This is a genomic window from Nocardia sp. NPDC050413 (assembly GCF_040655475.1).
GTDB lineage: Bacteria > Actinomycetota > Actinomycetes > Mycobacteriales > Mycobacteriaceae > Nocardia > Nocardia coubleae.
In genome coordinates, this window is record NZ_JBFAJZ010000004.1 from 1 (window position 1) to 15,558 (window position 15,558).

Annotated in this window: 12 protein-coding genes; 9 read left to right on the plus strand and 3 right to left on the minus strand. The window is 69.5% G+C overall.

The annotated features are described in order from the left end of the window. Positions 1 to 224 precede the first annotated feature (224 nt). The 5 genes from AB0I19_RS12305 (at position 225) to AB0I19_RS12325 (ending at position 5,713) form a co-directional block, all read left to right on the plus strand. Positions 225 to 2,480 carry a carbon starvation CstA family protein gene (locus tag AB0I19_RS12305; protein ID WP_357147756.1) on the plus strand — a complete coding sequence of 752 codons (2,256 nt, stop codon included), beginning with the start codon at positions 225 to 227 and terminating at the stop codon, positions 2,478 to 2,480. Then, entirely contained in the window at positions 2,477 to 2,725 is a 249-nt protein-coding gene (locus AB0I19_RS12310) for a YbdD/YjiX family protein (protein WP_357147759.1), read from the plus strand. Before AB0I19_RS12305 ends, AB0I19_RS12310 begins: the two co-directional genes overlap by 4 nt. Before the next feature lie 46 nt (positions 2,726 to 2,771). Then, entirely contained in the window at positions 2,772 to 4,439 is a 1,668-nt protein-coding gene (locus AB0I19_RS12315) for an Ada metal-binding domain-containing protein (protein WP_357147762.1), read from the plus strand. Positions 4,440 to 4,453: 14 nt separating this feature from the next. Then, positions 4,454 to 4,957 carry a methylated-DNA--[protein]-cysteine S-methyltransferase gene (locus AB0I19_RS12320; RefSeq protein ID WP_357147764.1) on the plus strand — a complete coding sequence of 168 codons (504 nt, stop codon included), beginning with the start codon at positions 4,454 to 4,456 and terminating at the stop codon, positions 4,955 to 4,957. A 132-nt stretch (positions 4,958 to 5,089) separates the two neighbouring features. Continuing rightward, entirely contained in the window at positions 5,090 to 5,713 is a 624-nt protein-coding gene (locus AB0I19_RS12325) for a hypothetical protein (protein WP_357147767.1), read from the plus strand. Position 5,714: 1 nt separating this feature from the next. Here AB0I19_RS12325 and AB0I19_RS12330 read toward each other — a convergent pair whose 3' ends face one another. Continuing rightward, positions 5,715 to 9,107, minus strand: coding sequence for an SMC family ATPase (locus tag AB0I19_RS12330; RefSeq protein ID WP_357147769.1), 3,393 nt, complete (start codon positions 9,105 to 9,107; stop codon positions 5,715 to 5,717). A gap of 13 nt (positions 9,108 to 9,120) precedes the next feature. Continuing rightward, positions 9,121 to 10,296 carry an exonuclease SbcCD subunit D gene (locus AB0I19_RS12335; protein ID WP_357147772.1) on the minus strand — a complete coding sequence of 392 codons (1,176 nt, stop codon included), beginning with the start codon at positions 10,294 to 10,296 and terminating at the stop codon, positions 9,121 to 9,123. Positions 10,297 to 10,418: 122 nt separating this feature from the next. Between AB0I19_RS12335 and AB0I19_RS12340 the strand changes: the two genes are divergently transcribed. Next, on the plus strand, positions 10,419 to 11,567 hold the full coding sequence (locus AB0I19_RS12340; protein WP_067485693.1) for a DNA recombination protein RmuC: 1,149 nt from the start codon (positions 10,419 to 10,421) through the stop codon (positions 11,565 to 11,567). Between the two features lie 51 nt (positions 11,568 to 11,618). After that, entirely contained in the window at positions 11,619 to 12,437 is an 819-nt protein-coding gene (locus AB0I19_RS12345) for a DUF6542 domain-containing protein (protein ID WP_357147775.1), read from the plus strand. A gap of 52 nt (positions 12,438 to 12,489) precedes the next feature. On the opposite strand, the gene AB0I19_RS12350 is transcribed toward AB0I19_RS12345, so the two are convergent. Further along, a complete protein-coding gene (locus AB0I19_RS12350; protein ID WP_357147777.1) occupies positions 12,490 to 13,491 on the minus strand; it encodes a 4-hydroxy-3-methylbut-2-enyl diphosphate reductase in 1,002 nt (333 codons plus the stop codon). A gap of 104 nt (positions 13,492 to 13,595) precedes the next feature. Between AB0I19_RS12350 and AB0I19_RS12355 the strand changes: the two genes are divergently transcribed. Next, positions 13,596 to 14,192, plus strand: a complete 597-nt coding sequence (locus AB0I19_RS12355) for a lipid droplet-associated protein (RefSeq protein ID WP_357147780.1) — start codon at positions 13,596 to 13,598, stop codon at positions 14,190 to 14,192. 84 nt (positions 14,193 to 14,276) lie between these two features. Next, positions 14,277 to 15,557 carry an exodeoxyribonuclease VII large subunit gene (gene xseA / locus AB0I19_RS12360; RefSeq protein WP_357147782.1) on the plus strand — a complete coding sequence of 427 codons (1,281 nt, stop codon included), beginning with the start codon at positions 14,277 to 14,279 and terminating at the stop codon, positions 15,555 to 15,557. The last annotated feature ends 1 nt before the right edge of the window (position 15,558 follow it).

Sequence of the window (15,558 nt, forward strand, 5' to 3'; positions counted from 1 at the left end):
CGACGATCAGGTGCCGTTGCGTAGGCGACGAAGGAGCAAGCAACGGCGCCTGATCGTCGGGACTTGCGGGGCCGCCGACTCGAGCGCGCCAGCGCTCCAACCAACACTGAACAAAATTTCATGTTGGCCGCGACCGTGTGTGATCCTGTCCGGCGCGCAGAGCACATCGGCTACGTTGTCGATGCTTCACCCGAGGCTCTGCGCGTTGTACAGGAGTTGAGTCAATGGCGACGACCATCGAATATCTGCGGACCGAACCGGACTTGCCTCCGGTCGGTGTCGTCGATCGCACGCCGATCACGCCCGCGAAGAAGGCTGTGTTCGCGGGGATCGGCGTGCTCGGCGCCGGCGCGTGGACCTATCTCGCGATAGCGCGCGGAGAATCCGTGAACGCGGTGTGGATCGTGATCGCGGCGGTGTGTACCTACGTCATCGCGTACCGGTTCTATGCCCGGTTCATCGAATGGAAGGTGACCAAGCCGCGCGACGACGTGGCCACCCCGGCCGAGATCTACGACAACGGCAAAGACTTCATGCCGATGGACCGGCGGGTGCTCTACGGTCACCACTTCGCCGCCATCGCCGGTGCCGGTCCGCTCGTCGGTCCGGTTCTCGCAGCTCAGATGGGTTATCTGCCGGGCACCATCTGGATCGTCGTCGGTGTGGTGTTCGCCGGTGCGGTGCAGGACTACCTGGTGCTGTGGGCCTCGACGCGCAGGCGTGGTCGCAGCCTGGGCCAGATGGCGCGCGACGAGCTCGGCGCCGTCGGTGGTGTCGCGGCGATCGTCGCGATCCTGGCCATCATGACGATCCTGCTCGCGGTGCTGGCGCTGGTCGTGGTGAACGCCCTCGGCGAGAGCCCGTGGGGCGTGTTCTCGATCGCGATGACCATCCCGATCGCGCTGTTCATGGGTGTGTACCTGCGGTACCTGCGTCCGGGCCAGGTCGGCGAGGTGTCCGCGATCGGCATCGTGCTGCTGCTGGCCGCCATCGTCGGCGGTGGCTGGGTGTCGGAAACCGAGTGGGGCGCGGACTGGTTCACCCTGTCGCGTACCACCATCGCCTGGTGTCTGATCGCCTACGGCTTCTTCGCCTCGGTGCTGCCGGTCTGGTTGCTGCTGGCGCCGCGCGACTACCTGTCGACGTTCATGAAGGTCGGCACGATCGTGCTGCTCGCCGCGGGCATTCTCATCACCATGCCGGTGCTGAAGGCGCCCGCGGTGTCGGAATTCGCTTCCAGCGGAACGGGCCCGGCGTTCGCGGGCAGTCTGTTCCCGTTCCTGTTCATCACCATCGCCTGTGGTGCGCTGTCGGGTTTCCACGCGTTGGTGTCCTCGGGGACCACGCCGAAGCTGCTCGCCAAGGAATCCAATGCCCGCATGATCGGGTACGGCGGCATGCTGATGGAGTCGTTCGTCGCGGTGATGGCCATCATCACGGCTTCGATCATCGACCAGCACCTGTACTTCGGCATGAACGCGCCCGGTTCGCTCACCGGTGGCACGCCGGAGACGGCTGCCGCCTACACCAACAAGCTCGGTCTCGACGGTCCGCCCGCGACTCCGGAGCTGTTCGCCGACGCGGCATCGGATGTCGGTGAGCAGACGATCATCTCGCGCACCGGCGGCGCCCCGACGCTGGCGGTCGGCATCTCCGAGGTCTTCCACAAGTTCCTCGGCGGCGAATCGATGAAGGCGTTCTGGTACCACTTCGCGATCATGTTCGAGGCGCTGTTCATCCTCACCACCATCGACGCCGGCACTCGCGTCGCGCGGTTCCTGGTGTCGGACGCGCTCGGCAACTTCGGCGGCGGTTTCAAGAAGTTCCGTGATCCGTCGTGGCGGGTCGGCGCCTGGGTGTGTTCGCTGCTCGTGGTCGCGGGCTGGGGTGGCGTGCTGCTGATGGGTGTCAACGATCCGTTCGGCGGCATCAACGCGCTCTACCCGCTGTTCGGTATCGCCAACCAGCTGCTGGCCGCGATCGCGCTGACGGTGGTGCTCACCATCCTCGTCAAACGCGGGCAGTGGAAGTGGGCGTGGATCCCCGGTATTCCGCTGGTGTGGGACCTCATCGTCACGATGACCGCCTCCTGGCAGAAGATCTTCTCCGCCGATCCCAAGCTCGGTTACTGGAAGCAGCACAGCCTGTGCCAGGCCGCCAAGGACGCGGGCAAGGGCTGTCTGACGGCCAAGACGCCGGAGCAGGTGGAGATCGCGATCCGCAACACCTTCATCCAGGGCACGTTGTCGATCGTGTTCGCGGTGCTCGTGCTCATCGTGACCGTCGTCGGTGCGCTGGTGTGCCTGCGCGCGATCCGCACCGGTGAGGTGACCAGCTCCGAGTCCGAGGAGCAGCCGTCGAAGATCTTCTCCCCCAGCGGTTTCGTGTCGACGAAGGCGGAGAAGGACGTGCAGAAGGAGTGGGACGTGCTCATCGCCGAGGGCAAGGTGACCGCGCCCGGATCGGTGCACGTGTCGTGAGTTCGGCCGGGGATGCGGGCGGGCGGTCCATCGGATCGGCCGCCCGCGCCCTCGCGCTCCGGGTCTGGACGGGCGCGCGCTCGGTGGCCCGGTGGTACAGCGCGATCAACGGCGGCCAGGACTACCAGCGGTATGTCGCCCATCTGCGCCGCAACCACCCGGACCGTCCGGTCCCGTCCGAACGCGACTACTGGCGTGAACGCTATGCCGAAGCCGAGCGGAACCCCACCAACCGCTGCTGCTGAATAGGTGGCCGATTTCCGCTAGCACTGGGCCGGGCGCGCTGTCATTGTGGACAACGTGACCATCACGGCTTTGGACTTCGAGCGCTGCTACCGAGCGGTGTCGACCCGCGACTCCCGTTTCGACGGGCAGTTCTTCACCGCGGTCCGCACCACCGGCATCTACTGCCGTCCCTCGTGCCCGGCGATCACGCCCAAGCGCACCAATGTGTCGTTCCTGCCCACCGCCGCCGCGGCCCAGCAGGCGGGGTACCGGGCGTGCAGGCGCTGTCTCCCCGATGCCGCGCCCGGTTCACCGCTGTGGAACGTGCGCGCCGACCTGGCCGCCCGCGCCATGCGGCTCATCGGCGACGGGGTGATCGAGCGGGGTGGTGTGCCCGAACTCGCCGCCACACTGGGCTATTCACAACGGCAACTGACCCGGGTGCTCACCACCGAGCTGGGCGCGGGACCGCTCGCGCTGGCCAGGGCGCACCGCGCGCACACCGCACGGCTGCTGATCCAGACCACCGAAATGCCCATGTCGGACATCGCGTTCGCGGCGGGCTTCGCCAGCATCCGCCAGTTCAACGACACCGTGCGCGAGGTGTTCGCGGTGAGCCCGACGACCATGCGCACCGAATCGCGCCGCTCGCCGCGCAATGACGTGGAAGCACCGGCCACGCCCGGGCTGCTCACCTTGCGGCTGCCGTATCGCGAACCGCTCGATACCGGGTGGTTGGCCTGGTTCCTGTCCGCGCACACGGTGCCGGGGATGGAGCTGTGGGAGAACGGGGTGTACACGCGCAGCCTGCGCACGCCGCACGGGCACGCGACCATCGGATTGTCGTTCCGACCGGGACATGTGCGGGCGGAGCTGGCCCTGCGAGACATGCGTGACCTGGCGCCGACCGTGGCCCGGGTGCGGCATCTGCTCGATCTGGATGCCGATCCGCTCGGTATCGATGAGACGTTGGGCATCGGCTCGGTCGGCCTCGGGTCGGGAATCGCCGGTTCCGACTTCCTACCGGGCGTCGGCGCGGCTGGTGCGCGTGCCGCTGGTGCAGGCTCTGCGCCTGGCGCCGACGCTGCGCGTGGGGGTGACGCCGGTCTGGACGTCGCACCAGGCGACGGTCACGACGTTCGCGCCGAGTCGGCTGGTGGTCGGGTCGGCGGCCACACAACCCTGTTCACTCCGGGTATCCGGGTGCCTGGTTGTCTCGACGGCCCGGAGCTGTTGTTGCGCACCATGATCGGGCAGCAGATCTCGGTGCGGGCAGCGGCCACCCACACCGCCAGGCTGGTCGAGGCACTCGGTGAGCGGATCGACGGGCCGGTCCCTCTCTTGTTCCCCACGCCGGCGGCCATCGCCGAACACGGCGCCGAGGTGTTGACCGGGCCCGCCCGCCGGATCGCCGCCATCGTGTCGGCGGCGCGGGCGATCGCCGACGGCGAACTGGTACTGCATTCGGGCCGCACCGCCGACGACCTGCGCCGCGACCTGCTCGCCCTCGACGGCGTCGGCCGGTGGACGGCCGACTACGTGATCATGCGCTCGCTCGCCGACCCCGACATCCTGCTCGATACCGACCTGGTCGTCCGCCAGGGCGCCGCCCTCGCGGACATCGACCTCACCGACACCGAACGCTGGGCGCCCTGGCGCTCCTACCTGTCCATGCACCTGTGGAAGACGGCGCTCGTGCAGCGCGGCGCCGTCCCACTGCCCACGTACTCCTGACGGAAAGAGACATCATGACCATCACGCACGCCGACTACGCCACGGTCGGCACCCCGATCGGACCGTTCACCTCCCTCGTCGACGCCGACGGCGCGGTCCTGGCTTCGGGCTGGACCGCCGACGCGACCGGGTTGGCCGGTCTCGTGCACGCGAGTCTGCGACCGGCCGAACTGCGGCAACGGGATTCGTTGGGCGAGGTCACGCGCGCGGTTCTCGACTATCACGCGGGCGATCTCGCGGTGATCGACGCGGTGCCGGTGCGTCAGCAGTCGGGTGAATTCCTCGCGCACGCATGGGAAATCCTGCGCAAGGTGCCCGCGGGTGAGCCGGTCACCTACACCGAGTTCGCGGGGCTGGCCGGTCGGCCCGCGGCCACCCGGGCGGCGGCGAATGCCTGTGCGCGGAATGCGGCCGCGCTGTTCGTGCCGTGTCATCGGGTGCTGCGGATCGGCGGGGCGCTCGGTGGGTTCCGGTGGGGGCTCGAGGCCAAGCGGTGGTTGCTCACGCACGAAGCGTGACGGCGCGCCCGTGCTGCGGCTGGATGCATGTCGCCCAGTGCAAGTACTCCGGCCCTTGTACGGCAATACACCAGTCCAGTATTCGACAATTGGCACTTCCATGAGGGTCCAGTAGCGCGCACCATGGTGCGCATGCTTACTCGCCGCCTGGTCGCCCTGTATGTGGGTCTGTGGTTGTACGGGACGTCCATGGCGGTGATGATCCGCGCCGGGCTCGGGCTCGATCCGTGGGACGTCTTCCATCAGGGCGTCGCCGAGCACGTGCCGTTGAGTTTCGGGATGGTGACCGCGCTGACCGGCGTGGTCGTCCTGCTCGCCTGGATCCCGCTGCGGCAGCGGCCGGGGCTCGGCACCATCAGCAATGTGGTGGTGATCGGGGTGGCGGTCGATGTCGGCCTGTGGATCATCCCGGCCGCGGAACAGCTGTGGTTGCGCGTGCTCGCCATGGTTGTCGCCGTGGTGGTGAATGCCGCCGCGACGGTTCTCTACATCGGCGCCGGAATGGGTCCAGGACCGCGCGATGGACTGATGACTGGCCTGGTCGCCCGGACCGGCTGGTCGGTGTGGACGATCCGCACCGGCATCGAAACATCGGTCCTCGTCACCGGCTGGCTGCTCGGCGGCAGCGTGGGGATCGGCACCGTCGTGTACGCCTTCGGCATCGGACCACTGATCCAGCTGATGATCCCCTACCTCGACGGTCGGCTGCCCGGTTTCGAACCGACGCCCGCGAAGGAGGTGGCTGCGGTCGGGTAGGTCAGGCGACGGTGGTTTTCAGGTGAGAGCCGTTACGGCCGCGTAGGACGTGGAGGCGGGTGGGGATGCGTTGGCGCATTTCGTCGACGTGGCTGACCACGCCGACTACGCGGCCGCCCGCGCGCAGTTCGTCGAGGACGCCCATGACTGCGTCGAGAGTGTCGGCGTCGAGGCTGCCGAAACCCTCGTCGATGAACAGGGTGTCGAGGGTGACGCCGCCTGCTTCGGCGGCGACCACGTCGGCCAGGCCGAGTGCCAAAGCCAGTGAGGCCATGAAGGTTTCGCCGCCGGAGAGGGTTTTCGCCGAACGGATGGAGCCGGTGTAGTCGTCGCGAACGTCGAGTCCGAGTCCGCCGCGCCTGCCGCGCGGTCCGGCCTTGTCCGAGTGGACGAATTCGTAACGGCCACCCGACATCCGGCGCAATCGCACCGAACCCGCCACCGCCACTTCTTCGAGCCGCGCGGCAAGCACGTAGGACCGCAACGACATTCGCCGATTGTTCTCACCGCGCCCGGCCACCACCTCGGCCAACCCGGCAAGCTCGTCGAATTCCCGCTGCTTGGGCGCGATCCGCTCCATCTCACCCCAGAGCTGGGTACTCAGCTGTTCGAGCTGGGCGACACGCTCGGTCGCCGCCGACTGCGCGGCGACCGCCGAAGTGAGCGCATTCTGCGCCAGCGCGAACCGCTGCTCCCATTCGACCGGATCACCCGGAACCCGCTCGGCCACAGCCTGAATCCCCGGCTCGGCCAACACTGCCTCGGCGTGCGCCCGCGCCCGGTCGGCGGCGGTGAGTTCGGCCTCGATCTCCGCCTGCTGCCGGGCTGTCCGAGCAGCCGCTCCGACGACCTGTGCACAGGCGGTGAGCAAGGCGATGTCGTCACGCGGCGCGACCGGCTCGTCGGCCGGCTCTTCGTCGTCCTCCTCGTCGAGGAGGTCGAACAGCGTCGGCGTCACCGTGGCAGCCACGTTTCGGGACGAGCGAGCCGGGGATTCCGGTGTGTCGGTCGAGTGATATGCGGCCGGTTCCTCGGGCGTCGGCGACCCATCTCGCGGGAGGAATCCGGCTGCCGCCGCGAGGTTTTCGACGCGAGTGGCGATGCGGGTGACGGCTGTGCGGGCGGCGGATTCCGCGGTCCGGGCGTCGCGCAGGGCCGTGGCTGCGGTGATGAGGGATTCGAGGCGGGCGGCGCGGGCGTCGACGGAGGTGTCGGCGCCCGCCGCGGTGCGCAGGCGGGCGGTGAGTTCGTCGAGGCGGGTGCGGGTGGTGGCGATATTGGCGGTGACGGTGCCGAGGCGGGCGTCGAGGTCGCGGGACTGCTCGTGCAGGGCCGACTCTTCGCCGCGCAGGGTTTCGAGGCGCGCGGTCAGGGCGGTCGCTTGGTTCGCGGTGTCGGTGGCGTCTTCGAAGCGATGCGTGGCGGTGCGGACAGCGTCGGCGAGGGTGACGGGATCGGCGGCGCCACCGCGCGCGGTGAGCGCTTCGATCTCGCGTTCCAGGGTGGTGATGCGCTGGGCGACTCGGTCGCGTGCGGCCTCGGCGGCCTGCTCGGCGGACACTGCGGCGTCTTCGGCGTCCTTGGACACGGCGTCGTCGGTCGGCTGGGCCGGTTCGGGGTGCTCGGCGGAACCGCAGACCGTGCACGGCGCGCCATCGACCAACGCGCCCGCGAGCTCGGCAGCCATCCCCGCCAGGCGTCGTGAACGCAGGTCGAGCACCTGCTCCCGCGCATCGAGGTGGGCTCGCCGTGCCTCGTCGAGCTCGGCCTGCGCCCGGTCCAGAGCCGGTCGCTTGGTGGTCAATTCGACGGCAGCGGCCGCCGAGTCCTGCCATTTCGACAGGTCGTTGCGCAACCCCGGCAGCGCGGCGGCGGCATCGGTCGCCTCCCGCAACTGCTCCTGGGCCGAGGCGATCATCGCGGGCAGTTCCTCGCGCCGGCGCGCCAGCTCCCCGGCCCGCCGCGTCAACCGTTCGGCTTCCGCCTCGTGCGCCGTGAGATCCCCCGCCAGCTGCCTTGCGGTCACCGCCTCGGCCCGGACCTCCCCGAGAACGCCGATCAGCGCGTTCCACCGACTGACAGCCCCGTCGAGATCTCCCGCGACATCCCGCACCGGACCAGCCGCGACGCCCCCTGATGACGCGTCGCGCACGCCACCGCCGTTCGCACCATGCACGCCACGGCCGTTCGCACCGCTGCGGTGGTCGGTCTCTCCATCGGTATCAGTCGAGCGACCGGAAGCCGTACCCGCATCCCCCGCCGCGTCCGCTCGCGGGTTCTGTCGGGCCTCATCGGGCTCGTCGGTGATCACGGTCAGCAGGTCGAGACCGGGTAGGTCGGCAGCGGCTTCGGCGCGGAGCTGGGTAGCCAGTTCGGTCGCGGCGGCGCGCGTGGCGGTTTCGGCGCGGCGCAGGTCGCGGACGATGGTGCGAGCTTCATCGATAGCCTGGACGACCGGTTCGGCGCGACGAGCCTGGTCTAGTTCGCGTTCCAGGGCCGCGCGGTGGGGGGCGGCAGCGGTGTAGGCCTCGAGTTCGGACCTGGCCGCCCGCATCCGGGCATGGAGTTCGGTGATGCGGCGCTGCTCGTCGGCTTCGGCGCGGGCGGCGTCGGACTCCTTCTGGCGCAGTTCGGTATTCGCGAGGGCCTCGGCCAGTTCGCGGCGGGCCGTGGAGAGCAGATCCTGCGACCAGCTCACCGCGTCGGGCAGCCCGACCGATTCCGCGCCGCCGTACCCGGCCGCCATTCCCACCTTCGTGATGAGCCGGTCGATGCCCTGCCGCAGCACCCCGAGTTCGGCTTCGGCGGTGCGTCTGCGGTCGGCCAGCCACCGCTCGGCCGTGCCGAAACGCTGTGTGTCGAAGAGCTTTTCGAGCAGCTTCTCGCGATCCTCGTTCTCCGCCCGCAGGAACCGGGCGAAATCGCCCTGCGGGAGCAGCACCACCTGGAAGAACTGGTCGGCGCTCATGCCGAGCAGCCGCAGCACCTCGTCGCCGATATCGGTGATGCGCGAGAGGTTCTCGCCGCTGCCGTCGAGCCAGGTGAGTGTGGCCTTGGGCTGGGAGACCCGAGTGCCGGAACCATCGCGCTTTGGTCGTTCGAACTCGGGCACCCGCGTCAGTCGCAGCTTGCGACCGCCGAGGGTCGCCTCGAGGCTCACCTGTGGTGGGGTGAGCCGGTCGGCGTGGTCGGAGTGCAGGCGTTTGCTCTCACCGCGCGCACCTGGCACCTTGCCGTAGAGCGCGAAGGCGATGGCGTCGAGAACCGTGGTCTTGCCCGCGCCGGTGTGCCCGTGCAGCAGGAACAGCCCGTCGGCGCCGAGCTCGTCGAAGTCGACGACCGTGGTGTCGGCGAAGGGGCCGAACGCGGTCATCTCCAGCCGGTGCAGTCTCACGCGGCGTCCCCGGTCACGCCGAGAGCTCCGCCGCCAGTGGTTCCGGGCTCGGCGCATCGGGCTCGCTCACCGCGGCGGCCAGAGCTCGTTCCACCCATGCCAATTCCCCCTCGGTCGGTTCCCCACGCACATCGGACAGGAAACTCGCGGCCACCTCGGTGTCGCGGCGGCCGTGCACTCGCTCGCGATACCGCAACTCCGGATTACCCTCCGGCCGAACCCATTCCACGTGCACGGCATGCGGAAAGCGTTCCCGCAGCTTGCGCATGGGATCGACCGGCCGCGCGGTGTCGGTGAGCGTGGCCGACACATAATGCTCCACCGCGCCGAGATGCTCGTCGGCGGTGAGCAGTTCCTCGAGGGTGCCGGTGAGCCTACTCAGCCCCCGCACCAGCGGCAGATCGTGACGGCGCACCTCGGCCAGCCCGGTCTCGTCCAGGTCGACGATCCACACCGCCTTGCGATGCGAGCTCTCGCCGAACGAATACGGCAGCGGAGAACCGCTGTAGCGCACCGACTCCGACAGTGTCTGCGGCGAATGCAGGTGCCCCAGCGCCACGTAGTCGATGCCGTCGAAGGCCGCCATCGACACCGTCTCCACCCCACCGACCGAGATCGACCGCTCCGACCCGGTGGCCGCCCCGCCGACGACGAACGCGTGCGCGAGCACCACCGACCGAGCCCCCGGCCGCCCCCTCAGATCGGCATTGATCCGCGTCATCACCGCCTGCAGGATCTCCTCGTGCGAGCGCGCCTGCGGCACACCGAGTTCGGCACGGGTGATCTCCGGCTCGAGGTACGGAATCCCGTAGAACACCACCTCACCGTGGCTGTCGGCGAGACGGACGGGTTTGTCGACGTCGGCGACCCGCGTGCACAGATGCAGCCCACCGGCGGCCGCGAAGCTCGCGCCCGCACCGAGCCGGGCAGGCGAATCATGGTTGCCGGAGGTGGCGATGATGGTCGCCCCCGCGGCGCGGATGGCCTCGAAACCGCGATTGCACACCGCGATCGCGTCGGCCCCGGGAATGGAGCGGTCGTAGATGTCGCCGGGAACCACCACCACGTCGACGGATTCGGCGGCGACCAGGTCGGCGACGGCCGTGAGTGCGCGCGCCTGATCCGACAGCAGGTCGACACCGTGGAAGGTGCGCCCGATGTGCCAATCGGAGGTGTGCAGGATCCGCATGCCGCGAACCGTAGGCCAGTGCACCGACAGAATTCAATCGACGCACTACAGCCGTGTCATTTCGCCGACACGGTTGCCCGGGGATTGCGAACTTGTCGGTGCCCTCGGGCAGTATCGCCGCCATGACCGCTTCGATGCTCGTCGCGCTCGTCCTGGTTTTCGCCGCAGGCCTCGGTCTCGGCTGGTTGGGCCATGCGGCCCGCGGCGGGCAACGCGCCGCGGTCGCCGAAGCCCGGCTCGCCGCCGCCGAGGACAACCAGCGGTTGCTCCAACAGTCCTTGCGTGCGGCGAACGAGGATGCCGCACGCAGGCATTCGGCCGCCGTCGGCGCGCTGGTCGACCCGCTGCGCGACGCGGTCGGCGCGCTCGAACAGCAGATCCGGCAGGTGGAGCACCATCGCATCGACGCCTATTCGGGTCTGCGCGAACAGGTCGCGGGGATGCAGCGCACCTCGCATCGACTCTCCGATCAGACCGGGCAACTCGTCGCCGCGCTGCGCGCACCACAGGTACGTGGACGCTGGGGTGAGATCCAGCTCGAACGGGTCGTGGAACTGGCGGGCATGACAAGGCACTGCGATTTCGACACCCAGGTCACCCGGGCGGGTGGCGACGACCGGGGCGCGGTGCGACCCGACCTGGTCGTGCGGCTGGCGGGCGGTAGACACATCGTCGTCGACGCGAAAGTTCCCTTCACCGCCTACCTGGACGCGGCGACCAGCGAGGATCCGGGCGAGCGCACCCGATTACTGACCAGGCACGCCAAGCAACTGCGCGCCCACGTCGACCAGCTGGCCGACAAGGCGTACTGGGCGGCCTTCGACCCGGCGCCGGAGTTCGTTGTGCTGTTCGTCCCCGGTGACCCGTTCCTCGACGCCGCCCTGACCACCGACGCCGAGCTGCTCGAGTACGCGTTCGGCCGGAACGTGATCCTCGCGACGCCCACCACGCTCATCGCCCTGCTGCGCACGGTCGCGTTCAGCTGGCGTCAGGAAGCCCTCTCGCGCGATATGGCAACGGTGCAGCAATTGGGCAAGGAGCTCTACACCCGCATCGGCAAGGTCGCCGAACACCTCGACACCCTCGGCCTGAATCTCGGTAAGGCCGTAGCGGCTTTCAACGCCGCCGTCGGTTCGGTGGAGTCGCGGGTGCTGGTCACCGCGCGCCGGATGCACGATCTCGGCATCGCCGATCAGGAGCTCCCGGCAATCCGGCTCGCCGAGACCCGGCCCCGGGTGGTGGCCTTCGCCGACGCCGAGGATCGCCGCTGAGTTCTCCGTGCCGCGACCGCAACACGGTCGTCATGCGGTTAGTGTCATAGGGTGGCTGCTTCCCAACGTGCGCGACCCCGGGTGCCCGCGCCGCAACGTTCGATCATGCCCTCGGTGCCCGGCATCGCCGCGTGGGCGGCGATCGCGCTCGCCGTCGGCGCGACGACGCTCGGCTTCCTGATCGACGCCCTGGGCGACGAAGACTTCCCGACCACCACGTTCTCGGTGTTCTATGTGCTCGGGTGTGTGCTCGCGGTCTGCGCGGTGCGGGCGCGTGGCCTGTTCGCCACCATGGTGATGCCGCCGCTGCTGCTGTTCGTCGCTGTTCCGGTGGCCTGTCAGCTGCTCGGCGGCCGGAGCACCACGTCCATCAAGGACGTGCTGATGAACCTGGTCATCCCGCTGGTCGAACGCTTCCCGACGATGGCGCTGGCCACCCTGCTCGTCGCCGTGATCGGTGGCGTCCGGATCGCCCTCGCCAAGCGCGCGCCCGCCACGGCGCGACCGGCGACGGAACGTCGAAGCGCCCGCAAGACCACGAGCCGTCGCCCCGAACCGGCGGCCCGGAACCTGGCCGAGGCCGCGCGCAAGCGGCCGCGGCGGACCGGCGTCCTCGACGACCCGGATACCGAGGTCGATCTGTCGAGCCCGGCGCGTCGCCCGGCCCGCGGCGCCGACCCGAAACGCGCGCCGACCGCCGCACGCACCCGCGAACCGCGTACGCCACGCGCGGCAGCCCCACGCGAACCCGAGCCGGCCCGCACGAGCCGCAGGCGCGGCGACGCACCGCCGCACCCGCAGCCGAATGTGCGCTACCGCGATCGCGCCGATTCCGCCCGCACCGAACGGCGCCGCCCCGACAGCCTCTGAACACACGAAAATCCCCGCCGCGATCATAAAAGCGGCGGGGATTTCTCGTTTGTCAGCGACGTGAGGGACGCAGCTCGCGCGGCAGGGAGAACACCAACGTCTCGTTGGCCGTAGTCACCGGCTGCACCTCACCGAAGCCGTGCTCGGCGAGCAGGTCGAGCACACCGGTCACGAGGATCTCCGGTACCGACGCACCCGAGGTGACGCCGACGGTCCGCACGCGGTCGAGCCAGGCCGGGTCGATCTCGCGGGCGTAATCGACCAGATGCGCGGCCCGCGCACCCGCCCCGAGCGCCACCTCCACCAACCGCACCGAGTTCGAGGAGTTGCGCGACCCGACGACGATCACCAGATCGCATTCCGGCGCCATAGCTTTCACCGCGGTCTGGCGGTTGGAGGTGGCGTAGCAGATGTCGTCGCTCGGCGGGTCCTGCAAGGTCGGGAACCGCTGACGCAGCCGCTCGACGGTCTCCATCGTCTCGTCGACCGACAGCGTGGTCTGCGACAGCCAGATCACCTTCGCCGGATCGCGCACCGTCACCCGGTCCACCGAGTCGGGGCCGTCGACGAGCTGCACGTGCTGCGGCGCCTCACCGGCGGTGCCCTCGACTTCCTCGTGCCCCTCGTGCCCGATCAGCAGGATGTCGTAGTCGTCGCGGGCGAAACGCTTGGCCTCCTGGTGCACCTTGGTGACCAGCGGGCAGGTGGCGTCGATGGTGCGCAGGTTGCGTTCGGCGGCGGTCTCGTGCACGGTCGGCGCGACACCGTGCGCGGAGAACACCACGAGCGCGCCCTCGGGCACCTCGTCGGTCTCGTCGACGAAGATCACCCCGCGCTCACGTAAGGTCTCGACCACGTGCCGGTTGTGCACGATCTCCTTGCGCACATAGATCGGCGCGCCGTGCTGTTCCAGGGCCTTCTCGACCGTCTCGACAGCACGATCGACGCCTGCGCAGTACCCGCGCGGCTCGGCCAGCAGCACGCGCTTGGCACCGGCATCCGCCGCGCTCGCCGAGCGCGTGATACCGACGTTCAAGGGGATTGCCGAGGTCATAGTGCACAGCTTACGTGCGTGGCCAGGGGCGGCCGAAGGGGCATAGATCACATCAGGGTGGTCGGGATCTTTGCATCACAGCCGCTTTGGGGCAGGCTGGGACCATGTTTCGACCTCCGTTTCTGGCTCGGGTCGCCGCCGGCGCCGCCGTATACGCCTTAGAAGAGACCCGGCGGCTGCCCGTCGCCGCGGTCCAATTCCCGATCACCGCCATCAGTCGCGTGCTGCAGACGACCATGCACGTGCAGCAGTTCGTCACCAGCCTCGCGCTCAAGGGCGACGCCGTGTTCGAGCGGTTCGGCTCGCCCGCGCAGGAGCAGCCGGAGTGGGCGACCTTCGACGAGGATCTCGCGCCCGCCGCCACGACCAACGGCCACGCCAGCAAGTTCGACCTGTTCGCCGAGGACGCTCCCCGGTCCCAGACCAACGGTCAGGCCGTGCCCGCGTCGCTGCTCGTGCTCGAGACCGAGAACGAGACCGTCGAACCCGCCGCCGAGGAAGCGCCCGAGGAGGTCGAGGCACCCGAGGTCGCCATCCGCTACGACTACCCCTCGATGACGCTGGCCCAGCTGCGCGCCCGCCTGCGCATGCTCAGCGTCGAGGAGCTCGAGCAGCTGCTGGCCTTCGAGCAGCAGACCCGCGCCCGCGCGCCCTTCGTCACCATGCTCACCAACCGCATCGCCACCGTGCAGGCCAAGTAGCGACACTCCACTGCCGAGGCGGCCGCGATCCCACGGGACGCGGCCGCCTTTTCGTTTGTCGGTGCCCTCCCGTAGAACTGACATATGACTCAGGACGGCACCGGCACCGCGGCCGCACCGGCGAATTCGGCGGAGCAGCCGTATCCCGTGCGTTCGGTGGCGATCAAGGTCGCCCAGTGGATCGAGCGTCTCGGCAGTATCTGGGTGGAGGGGCAGGTCACCCAGATCAATCTGCGCCCCGGTACGCGCACCGCTTTCCTCGTCCTGCGTGACGCCTCGGTCGACATGTCGCTGTCGATCACCTGCGACCCGGATCTGTTGCGCCGCCTGCCCGTTCCGCTCACCGAGGGCAGCCGGGTGGTGGTCTACGGCAAGCTGCAGTTCTTCACCGGGCGCGGCACGATCTCGCTGCGCGTCACCGAGATCCGCGCGGTCGGCATCGGCGAGCTGCTGGCCAGGATCGAACGGCTGAAGGCGCTGCTCACCGCGGAGGGCCTGTTCGATCCGCGGCTCAAGCGGCCGCTGCCGTTCCTGCCCGCCTCGGTCGGTCTCATCACCGGGCGGGCGAGCGCGGCCGAGCGCGATGTACTCAGTGTCGCTCAGAACCGTTGGCCCGCAGTACGTTTCGTCATCCGCAATACGGCGGTGCAGGGCCCGAGCGCGGTGCCGCAGATGCTCGAGGCGTTACGCGAGCTCGACGGCGAAGTGGACGTCATCGTGATCGCGCGTGGCGGCGGCAGCACCGAAGACCTGCTGCCCTTCTCCGACGAAGCCCTGTGCCGGGCTGTCGCGGCGGCGCGCACCCCGGTGGTGAGCGCGATCGGTCACGAACCCGACAACCCGCTGCTCGATCTGGTCGCCGACCTGCGCGCGGCCACCCCCACCGACGCCGCCAAACGCATCGTGCCCGACGCCGCCGCCGAACTGGCCGGGGTGCGCGAGATGCGGGCCCGGTCGGCGGCGGCGCTGCGCGGGTGGGTGCAGCGCGAGGCCCATGCCCTGCAGCAACTGCGCTCGCGTCCGGTGCTGGCAGACCCGCTGCGCGAGCTCGGTCACCGCCACGACGAAGTCGAACGATTACGCACCGCCGCGCGCCGCTGCATCGACCACGCGCTGCGCACCGAGGCGACCAGGACCACGCATCTGCGCGAGAAGCTCACCGCGGTCGGCCCGGCCGCCACCCTGGCCCGTGGCTACGCTGTCGTGCAGCGCGTGGCCGGTCCCGAACGCCACGTCGTCCGGGAGATCGACGACGCACCCGCGGGCAGTCAGCTGCGGATCCGCGTCGGCGACGGCGCGATCACCGCCGCCGCGCTCGGCACCACGCGCCTGACCCCGCAATCCACCGACGAGAAGAGGAAGTGAC

What these genes read in the sequence shown, in the direction of transcription:
- AB0I19_RS12305 (WP_357147756.1), top strand. Translation starts at nt 225, where the DNA reads ATGGCGACGACCATCGAATATCTGCGGACCGAACCGGACTTGCCTCCG.
- AB0I19_RS12320 (WP_357147764.1), top strand. Translation starts at nt 4,454, where the DNA reads ATGACCATCACGCACGCCGACTACGCCACGGTCGGCACCCCGATCGGA.
- AB0I19_RS12325 (WP_357147767.1), top strand. Translation starts at nt 5,090, where the DNA reads ATGCTTACTCGCCGCCTGGTCGCCCTGTATGTGGGTCTGTGGTTGTAC.
- AB0I19_RS12335 (WP_357147772.1), bottom strand. Translation starts at nt 10,296, where the DNA reads ATGCGGATCCTGCACACCTCCGATTGGCACATCGGGCGCACCTTCCAC.
- AB0I19_RS12340 (WP_067485693.1), top strand. Translation starts at nt 10,419, where the DNA reads ATGACCGCTTCGATGCTCGTCGCGCTCGTCCTGGTTTTCGCCGCAGGC.
- AB0I19_RS12350 (WP_357147777.1), bottom strand. Translation starts at nt 13,491, where the DNA reads ATGACCTCGGCAATCCCCTTGAACGTCGGTATCACGCGCTCGGCGAGC.
- AB0I19_RS12355 (WP_357147780.1), top strand. Translation starts at nt 13,596, where the DNA reads ATGTTTCGACCTCCGTTTCTGGCTCGGGTCGCCGCCGGCGCCGCCGTA.
- xseA (WP_357147782.1), top strand. Translation starts at nt 14,277, where the DNA reads ATGACTCAGGACGGCACCGGCACCGCGGCCGCACCGGCGAATTCGGCG.